This window comes from Sphingomonas sp. GW821-FHT10C01, assembly GCF_059415525.1.
This window is the reverse complement of the sequence record NZ_JBWKNK010000003.1, coordinates 126,281-139,217: the sequence shown is the minus strand read 5'-3', so window position 1 is coordinate 139,217 and position 12,937 is coordinate 126,281. Positions and strand designations below refer to the sequence as shown.

The 12,937-nt window shown below is 66.4% G+C and carries 10 protein-coding genes and 1 tRNA gene; 4 read left to right on the top strand and 7 right to left on the bottom strand.

The window, feature by feature from the left end:
- Positions 1-9: 9 nt before the first annotated feature.
- The 5 genes from AC07M1_RS14665 to AC07M1_RS14645 all read right to left on the bottom strand — a co-directional run bounded on the left by AC07M1_RS14665 (position 10) and on the right by AC07M1_RS14645 (position 4,797).
- Positions 10-828 carry an HvfC/BufC family peptide modification chaperone gene (locus AC07M1_RS14665; RefSeq protein ID WP_495163366.1) on the bottom strand — a complete coding sequence of 273 codons (819 nt, stop codon included), beginning with the start codon at positions 826-828 and terminating at the stop codon, positions 10-12.
- Positions 825-1,772: an MNIO family bufferin maturase gene (gene bufB / locus AC07M1_RS14660; protein ID WP_495163365.1), complete on the bottom strand. Its 948-nt coding sequence runs from the start codon at positions 1,770-1,772 to the stop codon at positions 825-827. The genes AC07M1_RS14665 and bufB overlap by 4 nt, the downstream gene beginning before the upstream one ends.
- Positions 1,759-2,430, bottom strand: a complete 672-nt coding sequence (locus tag AC07M1_RS14655) for a hypothetical protein (protein WP_495163364.1) — start codon at positions 2,428-2,430, stop codon at positions 1,759-1,761. The genes bufB and AC07M1_RS14655 overlap by 14 nt, the downstream gene beginning before the upstream one ends.
- A gap of 23 nt (positions 2,431-2,453) precedes the next feature.
- A complete protein-coding gene (locus tag AC07M1_RS14650) occupies positions 2,454-4,085 on the bottom strand; it encodes a ferritin-like domain-containing protein (RefSeq protein ID WP_495163363.1) in 1,632 nt (543 codons plus the stop codon).
- A 637-nt stretch (positions 4,086-4,722) separates the two neighbouring features.
- Positions 4,723-4,797 (bottom strand) — tRNA-Thr (locus tag AC07M1_RS14645).
- Positions 4,798-4,899: 102 nt separating this feature from the next.
- On the opposite strand from AC07M1_RS14645, the gene AC07M1_RS14640 reads away from it, so the two are divergent.
- Positions 4,900-5,031, top strand: coding sequence for a hypothetical protein (locus AC07M1_RS14640; RefSeq protein WP_495163362.1), 132 nt, complete (start codon positions 4,900-4,902; stop codon positions 5,029-5,031).
- A 202-nt stretch (positions 5,032-5,233) separates the two neighbouring features.
- On the opposite strand, the gene AC07M1_RS14635 is transcribed toward AC07M1_RS14640, so the two are convergent.
- Complete coding sequence (locus tag AC07M1_RS14635) at positions 5,234-7,036, bottom strand: aminopeptidase P family protein (RefSeq protein ID WP_495163361.1); 1,803 nt, start codon at positions 7,034-7,036, stop codon at positions 5,234-5,236.
- A 242-nt stretch (positions 7,037-7,278) separates the two neighbouring features.
- Here AC07M1_RS14635 and AC07M1_RS14630 point away from each other — a divergent pair, with 242 nt between their 5' ends.
- Together AC07M1_RS14630 and AC07M1_RS14625 are read left to right on the top strand one after the other, a co-directional pair.
- Positions 7,279-7,932, top strand: coding sequence for a L,D-transpeptidase family protein (locus AC07M1_RS14630; protein WP_495163360.1), 654 nt, complete (start codon positions 7,279-7,281; stop codon positions 7,930-7,932).
- 79 nt (positions 7,933-8,011) lie between these two features.
- Positions 8,012-8,491 carry a methylated-DNA--[protein]-cysteine S-methyltransferase gene (locus AC07M1_RS14625; RefSeq protein ID WP_495163359.1) on the top strand — a complete coding sequence of 160 codons (480 nt, stop codon included), beginning with the start codon at positions 8,012-8,014 and terminating at the stop codon, positions 8,489-8,491.
- Positions 8,492-8,500: 9 nt separating this feature from the next.
- Here AC07M1_RS14625 and AC07M1_RS14620 read toward each other — a convergent pair whose 3' ends face one another.
- A complete protein-coding gene (locus AC07M1_RS14620; protein WP_495163358.1) occupies positions 8,501-10,756 on the bottom strand; it encodes a penicillin acylase family protein in 2,256 nt (751 codons plus the stop codon).
- A gap of 112 nt (positions 10,757-10,868) precedes the next feature.
- Here AC07M1_RS14620 and AC07M1_RS14615 point away from each other — a divergent pair, with 112 nt between their 5' ends.
- A complete protein-coding gene (locus AC07M1_RS14615) occupies positions 10,869-12,935 on the top strand; it encodes a S9 family peptidase (RefSeq protein WP_495163357.1) in 2,067 nt (688 codons plus the stop codon).
- The last annotated feature ends 2 nt before the right edge of the window (positions 12,936-12,937 follow it).

Sequence of the window (12,937 nt, the reverse complement as noted above, 5' to 3'; positions counted from 1 at the left end):
CGTATCCGATCATGAGCGCGAACGGCTCGCTGGGTCACAATCGGCGGCGGCGAAGAAGCCCCATTCGATCCAGCGCCGGCGGCTGCCCTGTGCTCCGCGCCACATCCCGTCCAGCGCCGCCGGATCGAGCCCGTAGCGCGCCGAGGCATTGGCGAGCGCGGCCGTGACATCGTTCCCGTCCAGCATCGCGGCGAGAAAACAATGCTGCGGCTCGCTCAACGCGACGGTGCGCGTGACGTAATCGCTGCGAACAAGGGCGATGTGGCAGGGCGCCGGCACGGGCAGCGACGGCGCCTCTCCGCGGCGCACGGCGTGGTAATAGCCGGCGACCGGGAAGCGATAGCTGCCCAGTGCGAAAGCGGGTTGCAGGCGCAAGGCGCTGTCCGCGGTATCGGGTGTCGCGAAGGGGCGTCCCTCGTTGCCCTGCGCGTCGAACATCGTGAACGCCAGATACTCGAACCGGGCGAGATCGATCATGAAATCGACCCAGGCCTCGCGCGCTTGCGCATCGGGCCGGTTGGCTTCCATCCAGTCCGGGAACCGGCGGCCAAGATCATAGAGGGTGTGCCGTTCGGGCGGACAGTCGCGGATGTAGTCGGCGACGAAATCGTCGAACAGCGCGCGGCCGAGCGCGTGGCACAGCGCGGGAAACTGCTCGCGCATGCAGGCGGCGATGCGCAGGAAATAGCCGCGCTGATAGACCGCCAATCCGCCCGCCGCGCCGAGCCTGCCGCCGGTCGCGAACAGCGCCCGCGCCGCGTCGGGATCGGCATGGGGGTTGATCAATGCCGCGTGCATCCGATCCTGCGCTCCCGCCAGCGCGGTCACGCGGCATCCTCCATCACGCTGTCCATGGCGCGCGGGATGATGAACCCGACCGGGTTCGAAACGCCCTCGCCGTGATTTCCCGGTTCAGCGGCCTCAAGCGGCGCGGCGGTTCCCGCCATGTAGCGCTCGGCCTTGTGCAGTTCGGCGAGGCAGCCGTCAAAGTCCGGAATATGGTCGTCCCACTCGAGCAGGGTCGAGGCGCCTCCGGTCCGCGCCCAGGCGATGCGGAACAACTCCCACACCTCGGGGCGCACCGGGCGGTCATGCGTGTCGATCAGGTGCGTGCCGAAATCCTGATGCCCGGCCAGGTGCATCTGCGCGACGCGGTCGCACGGAAAGGCGTCGAGATAGGCGACCGGGTCGGTGCCGGCGTTGAAGCAGCTGACATAGACATTGTTGACGTCGAGCAGCAGGCCGCAACCGGTTTGATCGGCCAGCGCGCGCAGGAACGCCGGTTCCTCCATCGTCGACTGGGCGAAGCGGACATAGGAGCTGGGGTTCTCGAGGATGAGCGGACGTTCGAGAATGTCCTGCACCTGGCGCACCCGCGCCGCGACATGGTTCAGGCTCTCTTCGGTCAGCGGCATCGGCAGCAGGTCGTGCGAATTATGCCCGTTCACGCCGGTCCAGCACAGATGGTCGCTGATCCAGGCCGGGCGAACCTCATCCGCCAACCGCTTGAGCGAGGCGAGATAGGCCCTGTCGAGCGGGTCGGTGCTGCCGATCGACAGCGAGACGCCGTGCAGGACGATCGGATAGCGTTCGGCGACCGCGCGGATGATCGCGCGCGGCCGTCCGCCCGAGTCCATGAAATTCTCGGAAATCGCCTCGAACCACAGGTCCTGGCGCTCGCCCGACAGGATCGCATCGAAATGGACGTTGCGCAGGCCCAGCCCCAGTCCCAGCCGGGGCAGACCCGCTAGTGCATCCTCAGCTGCAGCCACCGGCGCCGCTCATCCCGCTCGATCCACAGGCGGTCATGTTGCCGCGCTCATTGTTGTCGGCCGAGATCCACAGATAGGTCGGCCCGGTCGCCGCGAACGCCGCCGGCGCGTCGCCGAGCGCCGCCGGAAGGGGCTGGCCGGAAGGAACCTTCTGCAGCGCCTGCGCCGCGAGCAGCTCCAGCCGGGTCGCTTCCCAATTCGCCTCGAACACCGCCCGTGCGCGCAGCCAGACGCTCTGCCCCTGGTTCGGCCCGTTGGTGCTGAAGCGTTCGGCATTGATCGGCGTGGCGCACGACCCTTGCGAGCGGCAGTCATTGGCGCCGGGATTGTTCATCTCCTCGCCGGTTCCATAGAGGCCGCAGCCGCCCTGTCCCTTGCACTCGTTCTGGACGTGGCAGGTATGGTCGGTGCCGGTCGAGCAATAGCCCTGCCCGGCACAGGCATTGGGCGCGCGGCCCGGCGCGCCGAACATGCCGAAGCGATCCGATCCCGCGCAGGCGTTCAGCCCCATACAGGCGTGGAGCGGCAAGCCCTCGGGCTGCGGGCCGATCACGCCCGGCCCCGGAAAGGCGGGCTCGGCGGCATAGGGATAGGGGGTCGGCACGGGAACGCCCGGTGCGGGCGCCGGCGACGGGGTCGGGGTGGAGCAGGATGCCATGGGTCTTTCCTCTCGCGTGGGCGTCAGCGCTGCTGGGCGGCGGTCCAATAGGGACCGACATCGGGCAGGTGCATGGGCACGTTGTTGGTGCCGGTCTTCGTGATCGCGACACCGACATAGTAGATGACGTTCTGGAGCACGCCGATCAGCGCGCTGTCGGCCTTTTCGATCTTGGCCGCATCGGCGGTGGTGCTGCCGGGCGCGAACAGTGCCTGGACATGCTCGACCACCTCGTCGGCGTTGAGCTGCGCGATCAGCGCATTGGCCGATGCGATCGCCTTGTTGCCGAAGTCGGTCAGCCCCTGGAACGACACCACCCGATCGCCCAGCGACACATTCTCGAACGTCGGCCCCATCATCGTGCCCGCATAGGCGCCGCTCGGGATCGGGATCTGACGGATCGTGCGGATATATTTGTCGAGCACCCAGATCATCGACCGGTGCAGCCCCTCGTTGAAGAAGACCTTCTGCTTCTCGGGCGGGACCAGATAGACCGTCTCGGTCATCACCAGCATATACTGGAAGCACGCGCTGCAGAAATTGGCGATGTCGACATAATATTCGGGATAGCTCGCCGCGAGCGGGCTGTCGGGCATGTTCACCAGCACCCCGGCATCGAGCAGCGCCTGGCCGTCGGTGGCGGGCTGGATCACGTCGGTCGGCGCGGGCGGCTGGGGCGGGCGCACTTCGGTGGTGCCGGCATAGTCGGCGAACTGCGCCTGGAGCGTCAGGAACTTCACATAGTGCGATTCCTCGTCCTTCGACGGATCGTCATAGGGGCTGGGGCCGACATCCGGGATCGGCACGCCCTCGCCCTGATCGCAGATCGTGTCGATCGCGGTCGCCGCGTCCTGGATCGATCGGATCGCGACCAGCTGGCTCTGGCCGGCATGGCTGTCGGCATAGTCGGGATAGACCGCCGCGGCCGCCGCGCCCTGTACAGGGTCGGCCCAGGTGACGCTTGCCGGCGGTGCCGGCTTCCACGGATCGAAACCCGCCGAGGGATAGACGGTGTCGACGTTGTTCGGGGAGTAGTTGTACGGCTGGATCGCGTTGTCGACCGACCCGCGCTGAAAGTCGGAATCGTCCAGAAACTGGGTGCTCAGCAGGCAGCGGATATACGAATAGAATTGGCCGATCGTATCCCAGTTGCTGTCCTGCGGCGGGGCGTTCCACTGCTCGGGATATTCGATCTGGAGGAAGTGCCACAGCTGCTCGAAGCTCAGCTTGCCGAGCGGGATCAGCACGGCGGTCTTGCCGTCCGGTCCCGCCGGCCCCTGCGGATTGTGATAGGGCAGCCCGGTCGGATAGGCGCCCGGCGCCTTGCCGTAGAGCTGGGGCATCACGCCCATCGACCACAGGATGTTGGACGAGAGCGACATGTGGAGCATTTCCTCCACCGCCACGCTCATGATCACGCCGCCCGCCTTGTTGGCGAAGAGCTGGGCATCGCTGATCGTCTCGCCGCTCTCGTTGTTCCGGACAAGCGAGTAATAGGTGTAGAGGTAGATCGGGATCGTCGCGAGTTCGATCTCGACCGCGGTCTGAAGATCGGCCTTCAGACGGGTGAGCACCTGGTCTCGAGTCCATGTGGCGTTGAGCGTGGCCACGAACGCCAGTTCGGCTGGCGTGAGCGGCGTGACTGGATCAGGCATGTCCATGGGAGCCCCCTCAGGTCCGGATAATGCTGGGCCGGGGGTAACTAATACCAGTAATATCCCCCGATATATGCTACACATATGGGCATGATTTCTGGGCAACAACAGAAAACACTGTTCAATGCGAATTTATTTCGTGAATAGATCGTTATGGGTAAAATTCATTTTCACGGCTATTATTGCAAATCAAAGTCAATAAGAATCAAGCATCGACGGGAGCGGGGCCTCATTCAGGAAATGGAGGTCATACGCCTTGCGATGAAAGTCTAGCCGCGCAAGGCGCGCGCTTGCGGATATCCAGGTGGTGGATCCGCTTCTCAAGATTCCATATCCTGGCTTGCGACGTATCCTTGACCCTGTACGACCTTGTCGGTGGCCGGCTCGCCGTGCAGCGCCGCCATGACTAATCGGCCGTGTTTCTCCCGAAATCGGCTTCTGGAATCGGCAAGCGATCGGCGGAATCTCCAAAATGAGTATGTGCGGCGGCCAATGCGACGCCTATCGCGCGAGGCGCGAATCCCGCCGCGCGCGGCACGGGGCTGCGCCCGTTGCGGCTCAAATTGCTGGGGCTTGGAATCTAGCCGGGGGGCTCGACGCCGATCTCGACGTCAAGCCCTTGCAGGCGTTGAAAAAATGGTGCTGCCGGTGAGGATTGAACTCACGACCTCAGCCTTACCAAGGATGCGCTCTACCACTGAGCTACGGCAGCACTCGGCGCGGGCGGCATGACCGGCCCCGCGGCGGGAGCGGCCCTTTTGCGCAGGGCCGGCCGCTTGTCAAGGCGAACACGCCGGGTTTATCGCATCGCGCCATGAACGATGCCGACAAGAAGGCCCGCCTCGCCGCCGCGCTCCGTGAGAATCTGCGCAAGCGCAAGGCTCAGGCGCGTGGGACAGCAGCGCAAGATCGCGACCTGTCCGAGATGAAGCGGAATCAGGACTGATCCTTCTTCGTCACCCCGGCCTTGTGCCGGGGTCCACGGTGCCGCACCGGCTGTCCTCGAGCCTCTTTCCCAAAGCATGCCGCCCGGTAGACCCCGGCACAAGGCCGGGGTGACGGGTTGGAGCGAACGCCCTCGTTCCACCCGAGGACGACTAGAGCGGGGTCACATTTGGTCCGGGCAGGCCCGCATGGGCCGACTTGCTCTACCTAGCGGTGATCGGCCGGCACTTGGCCTCCAGCCACACCCGCTCCTCGGGCGACAGCTGCGGCCCCAGCACTTCCAGCACCTTGGCGTGATAGGCATCGAGCCAGCGGCGCTCCTCCTCGGTGAGCAGGCCCGGCTCGATCAGCGCGCGCTCGATCGGGGCGAAGGTCAGCGTCTCGAAGCCCAGCATCGGCGATTCGGCGCCGGGAATGTCCTTTTCGACCACCAGCACCAGATTCTCGATGCGGATGCCGAACTCGCCGGCCTTGTAGTAACCCGGCTCGTTCGACAGGAACATGCCCGCGCGCAGCGGCTCGGCCGGGCCGCCGCCCGGATAATTGGGCGCGGCGATGCGCTGCGGTCCTTCATGCACCGACAGATAGGCGCCGACGCCATGGCCGGTGCCATGGCCATAGTCGCAGCCCACTTCCCACAGCGGCCGCCGCGCGAAGCTGTCGATCTGGCCGCCGGTGGTGCCGGCGGGGAAGATCGCGGTGGCGATGGCGATATGGCCCTTGAGCACGCGGGTGAAACGGTCGCACATTTCCTGGCTGGGTTCGCCGACCGGGATCACGCGGGTCACGTCGGTGGTGCCGTCGGCATATTGCCCGCCCGAATCGACCAGATAGAGCTGGCCGTTCTCGACGGGCAGGCTCGATTCCTCGGTCACCTTGTAATGCGGGATCGCGCCATTGGGGCCGGTGCCCGAAATCGTGTCGAACGACAGGTCCTTGAGCAGACCGGTCTCCTCGCGGAACGCCTGCAGGCGGTTCGCCGCCGAAATCTCGGTCACGCCACCCTTGGGCATCTCCGCTTCGGCCCATTTCAGGAACCGCGCCAGCGCCGCGCCGTCGCGCGCCTGCGCGGCGCGGTGGCCGGAAATCTCGGCCTCGTTCTTGATCGCCTTGGCCAGCACCACCGGATCGCGCACCGCCAGGATCTTCGCGCCGCCCGCGTCGAGCGCGTCGAAGATCGCCGATACCGACCCGGCCGGATCGGCGGCGACGCGCTTGCCCGTGAATTGCCGGAGCGCCGGGGCAAAGGCGCTGCGGTCATGCACGCGCACGGCATTGCCCAGATGCTTGGCGACATCCTCGCCCACCTTGTCCTTGGCGACGAACAGGTCGGCGGTGCCGTCCGAATTGACGATGGCATAGGCGAGCGCGACCGGCGTGTGGCTGACATCGGTGCCGCGCACGTTGAATGCCCAGGCGATCGAATCGAGCGCGGACAGCACGACCGCGTCGGCCTTGCGCTCGCTCAGCCAGTCGGCGATCCCCGCGCGCTTGGCGGCGCTGGTCTGCCCGGCGACATCGTCGCCCTGCACCGACAGCCTGGCGTCGGAGGGGAGGGGGCGGTCGTCCCACACCGCGTCGATCGGGTTGCGCTCCACCGCGACCAGTTCGGCGCCCTTCTCGGCCAGTGCCTTGCGCGCTTCCTCGACCCAGCCGCGCGTGTGCAGCCACGGATCATAGCCGATCCGTCCGCCCTGCGCCGCGTGCTCGCCCAGCCAGCTGGCGATGCTCACCTGCGGCACCGGGACATAGTCCCAATGATTGCCGTCGACCTGCTGGCGCACCTGCAGCGTGTAGCGGCCGTCGGTGAAGATCGCCGCCGCCTCGGGCAGCACCACCGCGCTGCCCGCGCTGCCCTGGAACCCGGTCAGCCAGCCCAGCCGCTGCGCATAACCGCCGACATATTCGCTCATATGCTCGTCGGTCAGCGGCACGACGAACCCGTCGAGCTGCTCGCGCTTCAGCTGCGCGCGCAGCGCGTTCAGGCGATCGGCATAGGTGGACATGATGTGATCCTCAAAAAACGCGGGTCCGGCGGCTCCGTTTCCCAATCTGGGGGCGGGATGCCCGCCTGTGAAGCCGTCCGGTTATGGCGAATGGCTAGGCCGGTCGGCGCGGTTTTGGAAGGGGGCGCGGACGGGGGTTAACGGCTCTCCGGCCTGTGCCAGCATGGAACGCCGGCAAATCGGGGGTGGTCCCCGCCGCCCGAATCGCCGATCATGGCGGGGTAGTTTCAGGGAGTCGGCAGGTGCGCTGGAGTGGTTGGGCGATCAGGACGGGGCTTCTCGTCGGCGGTGTGGCCGCCGCGATGGGCGCCGCCGCGCTTGTGCCCGGCAATGCGCCCGCAGCCGCGCCAGCCAAGCCAGCCGCCGTCGCGCCGCAACCTAAGCCAGCGGCTCAGCCGCCCGCGCCCAAGCCCGCCGAACCGCCTGCGGAGCCGCAGCTGGTGGTCAAGCGCATCCTCGACATCCCCGGCCCGATCCGCTTCGGCGAGTATTTCTGGAACACCGACGATGTCCCCGCCGACGGCCCGCTGACGATCACCATCGATCTTGAGGCGGAGACGATGTCGGTCTTCCGCGACGGCTATGAGATCGGCGCCACCGCGATCCTCTATGGCGCGGACGAAAAGCCGACTCCGCTCGGCGTGCACAAGATCACGCAGAAGAAGGTGCACCACATCTCGAACCTCTACGGCGCGCCGATGCCGTACATGATGCGCCTCACCAATGACGGCGTCGCGATCCATGCGTCGGAGGTTCAGATGGGCGCGGCGACGCATGGCTGCATCGGCGTGCCCTTGCCCTTCGCCAAGCTGATCTTCGCCCAGGCCAAGCTCGGCGACCGCGTCATCATCACCCGCGGCAAGCGCCTCGGCATGGGCGGCACGATCGGGAACTGACGGCTTTGCCCGCAAGCCGCGGGAAGCAAGGCATTTGCATCACGCCTATCTTGCGGAGCATATCCGCAGGAGACTTCGCATGACCCTCGCACACAAGGACATCGCCTCGCCCGTCGGCACGCTTCGCCTCGTCGCCAGCGACACGGGCCTCGTCGCCATCCTCTGGCAGAATGAGCGCCCGGGCCGCGTCCCGCTCGGTCCCACGATCGAGGATGCCGATCACCCGATCCTCGTCCGCGCCGCCGTACAGGTCGACGACTATTTCGCCGGCAAGCTGCGCGCCTTCGACGTTCCGCTCGATTTCCGTGGCACCGACTTCCAGCGCAGCGTGTGGCAGGCCTTGCTCACCATCCCGTTCGGCGAGACGCGCAGCTACGCACAGATCGCGGACCAGATCGGCCGCCCCACCGCCAGCCGCGCGGTCGGCGCCGCCAATGGTCGCAATCCGGTCTCGATCATCGCGCCGTGCCATCGCGTGATCGGCACCAACGGCACGCTCACCGGCTTTGCCGGCGGGCTCGAGGCCAAGCGACTGCTGCTCGACCTCGAAGCTGCCTGACGTTGACGCCTATTCCTTGATCGTCACCGCTTCCCCGACCTTCGCCGCCTCGATCTGCGCCGGGGTGAAGGGGAAGCGGACCCAGGCCTTCTTGGCATAGAGATGCGTCTGGTCGGCATACCAGGGCGATGCCGGGTCGGGCGACTGCGAATAGCTCAGCACCGTATCCGCGACCGGTCCCTGCGCGTCGAAGCCGACCACCTGGACATAGCTCGATCCGTGGCGCGGGCTGACGCCGCCCGGCGCGGGGTCGGACATCTGCACATTGAGCACGCCCAGCTGTCCGTCACCGCCATGCACCGGAATGCGCTCGGCTCCGCGCTGGGCATATTGCACATCGCCCCAGCGCGCATCGAGCGCCACGCCCGCCTTGGTCACTTCCTCGGCGGCGGCCTTGAGCGTCGCGATCAGCTTGGTCGCGGTGTCGCCGGTGGTAACGACATCGCGCGGTGTGTGGAGGGGGTCCTTGACGTCGAACGGCACCGCCCAGAGGCCCGCTATGCCCCGCGCCTTCATCCAGAAGCGGTCGAACAGCCATGCGCCGCGGCTGTCATTCTCGAACCGTCCGTCCCATTTGCCCAGCGCCGCGCACGCCTCGGCGACCTCGGCCTTGCCCGCGCACAGCGCCAGCAGCGGCTTCAGCGCCAGATCGGCGGCCAGGCTCTTGTTGGCGAAGGCCATGTCCTGCGCGCGCTTGTGGTCGACCTTGCCGCCCGCGATCAGCGCGTCGGTCTCGATGAAGCCCGATCGCGTGCGCAGGCTCACCTGCTGCTCGGTCGGGCCCAGGATCGGCGACAGCGGCGCGTGGGGGACGCGCGGATTGCTCAGCCAATAGCTGTCGTTCATGTTCGCGACGTAATCGCGCCGCTGGTAGATCGCCTGGTCCTTCGCCGGCATCAGGCCGGGCACGGCCGTCCCCGCCGCCTCGTCCCAGGCGCAGGCCGATTTCGATCCGTCTAGCAGCACCGCCGCGCGCGCCACGGCGGGCGACAATGGCGTCGCGCACGCCTTGATCTTTGCGGCCGAGACATTGGGCACCGCGGTGACATCGGCGTGCAGCGCGTCGCCATGCCGGTCGGCGGCGATGGTGTTGACCCAGGGAATCGCCAGACTCTGCGTCACGACGTCGCGGATTTCGCCGACATTGCGCGCGCGCGCGATCTTCAGCCAGGTGCCCACGGCCCGCTGATTCCCGCGATTGGCGTCGCGCACCGCGAACGCCATCTTGTCAGTCCACTGCACCATCGCCTGCGGCATCACCACCACCGCTCCAAAGCGGGTCGAATAGAGCGTCCGCTCGACGGATTTCCCGTCGGGCATCGGCACGCTGATCGTCCGGGCGATCATCTTCTCCGGCTTGCCGTCGACCAGATAGCTGGTCGGATCGGCGGGATCGAGCGCGAGCTGGTAGAGGGTGAAGTGCCGCGCCGCGGTCACCGTATGCGTCCAGGCGATGTCGCGATTGAAGCCCAGCGTGGGGAAGGGCGTTCCCGCGATTCCCGCGCCCGCCGCGTCGAACTTGCCGGGAATGGTGACGTGCATCTCCCAGAAGCGGCTCGGTCCGTGCCAGGGGAAGTGTGGATTGCCCACCAGCAGCCCCTTGCCGTCCGCGGTGACGTCGCCGCCGAACGCCCAGCCGTTGCTCGCAATCTCGAGCTTGCTGAAATCGGGTAGCACCGCGCGGCTCAGCGCCGCCGGCTTCGCCGTTCCCGGCGGCACCGCATTGGCGATGCCGGGCGCCAGCGCCAGCGAGCTCGCCAGCAGCATCTGCTTCTCGTTGAGTCGCAGCGTATCGTCGGCGGTGATCGGCCGCACCCACGGTTTGCCCCGGCACTCGGCGGGCACGCCCTGCGGCCCGATATCGCGCAGGTAGCGGTTATAGCCGGCGATATAGCCCTGGACGATCGCCATCGCCTCTGGCCCTTGAGCTCGTACGCCCTTGCGCAACGCGGGCAGGTCGATCGCGCTGCGGAAGAAGATGTCGGAGCTCAAATTGTCGACCTTCTGGAAGCCGAGCGTCGCGCTTTCCTTCGGCCCGAAATGCAGCGATCGCTCGCCCGCCACGGTCGCGAACTCCTCGGCGATCATGCACAGATTGTCCTGCGCATAGGCATAGCCGATGCCATAGCCGGCCCCGCGCCAATCCTTGGCGGTGATATGCGGGATACCGTGCTGGGTACGGACGATCTTCGCCTCGTATCGCTGCGCCTGCGCCGTTCCCGCCAGCGCCACCAGTGCCGCGCCCGCCATCATCGCCTGTTTCATACGCCCACTCCCGACTGTTTCGGTCATGATGCGCGGGGCTTACGTTCGCGGCAAGTGCGTGGTGAGCAATGCCGCCTCGACTTGGACGAAGGCGAGCGGCTAGAGCCGTGCCATGACCGATCTTCCCAAGCCTCCAATCGCCGCCACTCGTCCCTACAGCTTCGAACGCCATGGCGTGACGATCGACGATCCGTGGAACTGGCTGCGCGACCCGGGCTATCCCAACGTCACCAGCGAGGAAGTGCTTGGCTATCTCAAGGACGAGAATGCCTATTACGAAGCGGTGATGAAGCCGCTGAAACCGCTCGCCGACACGCTGTTCGCGGAGATGCGCGGCCGCATCAAGGAAGACGATGCCACCGTCCCCCAGAAGGATGGCGACTGGCTCTACTGGGCCGATTTCGAGCAGGGCGGCGAATATCGCCGCTGGTGGCGCAAGCCCGTCGCGGGCGGCGAGGATAGCCTGATCCTCGACGAACCGGCGCTGGCCAAGGGCAAGGAATATTTCCGTCTCGGCGGCTTCTCGGTCTCCAACAACGGCCGCTGGCTCGCCTATGCCTATGACGACAACGGCTCGGAGCGTTTCCTGGTCAAGGTCAAGGATCTCGAGACCGGCGAGCATCTGCCCGACGAGATCCCCGGCATGCTCTCCGACATCGTCTGGTCCGCCGACGACGCGGGCTTCCTCTACGGCCTCGCCAACGATCAGTGGCGCACCGACAATGCCCGCTATCACCGTCTCGGCAGCGACCCCTCCGAAGACGTCGAACTCTATCACGAGAATGACGAGGGCTATCGCGTGGGCGTGGGCGAAACCCAGTCGCGCAAGTGGATCGTGATCTCGACCGGCGACCATGTGACCAGCGAGGTGCGCCTGCTGCCCGCCGACAACCCCTTCGCCGAGCCGATCCTCGTCGCCCCGCGCCAGGAAGGGCGCGAATACGACGTCGAGGAGCATGACGGCACGCTCTTCATCCACACCAACGACACCCACACCAATTTCCGGCTGTGCACCGCCAGCATCGATGCGCCGGGTGAGTGGGTCGAACGGATCGCGCCGTCGCCGCATTTCTACATGACCGGCGTCACCACCTTCGCCGACTTCTTCATCGTCGAGGGGCGCGAGGACGGCCTCGATCAGATCGAGCTGCACCAATATTCGGGCGGCGAAGGCAAGCGCATCGCCTTCCCGGAGGCGAGTTATGTCGCCAGCCTCGGCGACAATCCCGAATATGCGATGGACGTGCTGCGCATCGGCTATGAATCGATGGTCACGCCCGGTACCGTCTATGACTACACCGTCGCGACCGGCGAACTCGAAGTGCGCAAGGTCCAGATCATCCCGTCGGGTTATGACGCATCGAAATACGCGACCGAGCGCCTTAGGATCGTCGCGCGCGACGGCACCGAAGTGCCCTGCTCGATCGTCTATCCCAAGGACTTTCCGCGCGACGGCACGGGGAAAGTCTATCTCTACGCCTATGGTGCTTATGGCATCGCGATCCCGCCGGGCTTCTCGACCTCGCGCATGTCGTTCCTCGATCGCGGCGTCGCCTTCGCCATCGCGCATATCCGCGGCGGCGACGATCTCGGCCAGCAATGGTATCTCGACGGCAAGCTCAAGAAGCGCACCAACACCTTCAACGACTTCGTCGACGTCGCAAAGGGGCTGATCGACCGCGGCTTCACCCATAAGGGCGGCCTCGCCATCGCCGGCGGATCGGCGGGCGGTGAGCTGATGGGCGCGGTGATCAACTCCGACCCGGACCTGTGGGGCGCGGTGGTCGCCGACGTGCCGTTCGTCGACGTGCTCAACACCATGCTCGACGATACGCTCCCGCTCACTCCGGGCGAATGGCCCGAATGGGGCAACCCGATCACCGACAAGGAGGCGTTCGAGCTGATCCGCGGCTATTCGCCCTACGACAACGTCAAACCCCAGGCCTATCCGCCGATCTTCATTTCGGGCGGCCTCAACGATCCGCGCGTGACCTATTGGGAGCCGGCCAAATGGGCGGCCAGGCTGCGCGCGACCAAGACCGACGGCAATGTTCTGCTGCTCAAGACCAATATGGGCGCCGGCCATGGCGGCAAGTCGGGCCGCTGGGAAAGCCTGCACGAGGCGGCGGAGGAGAATGCCTTCGTCCTCTGGCAGCTGGGTTTGAGTGAAGTGGAGTAGCC

Excerpts from the sequence above, each read along its gene's own strand:
- AC07M1_RS14635 (WP_495163361.1), bottom strand. The coding sequence starts at position 7,036 with ATGTCCACCTATGCCGATCGCCTGAACGCGCTGCGCGCGCAGCTGAAG.
- AC07M1_RS14640 (WP_495163362.1), top strand. The coding sequence starts at position 4,900 with ATGAACGATGCCGACAAGAAGGCCCGCCTCGCCGCCGCGCTCCGTGAG.
- AC07M1_RS14650 (WP_495163363.1), bottom strand. The coding sequence starts at position 4,085 with ATGCCTGATCCAGTCACGCCGCTCACGCCAGCCGAACTGGCGTTCGTG.
- AC07M1_RS14655 (WP_495163364.1), bottom strand. The coding sequence starts at position 2,430 with ATGGCATCCTGCTCCACCCCGACCCCGTCGCCGGCGCCCGCACCGGGC.
- AC07M1_RS14615 (WP_495163357.1), top strand. The coding sequence starts at position 10,869 with ATGACCGATCTTCCCAAGCCTCCAATCGCCGCCACTCGTCCCTACAGC.
- AC07M1_RS14625 (WP_495163359.1), top strand. The coding sequence starts at position 8,012 with ATGACCCTCGCACACAAGGACATCGCCTCGCCCGTCGGCACGCTTCGC.
- AC07M1_RS14620 (WP_495163358.1), bottom strand. The coding sequence starts at position 10,756 with ATGAAACAGGCGATGATGGCGGGCGCGGCACTGGTGGCGCTGGCGGGA.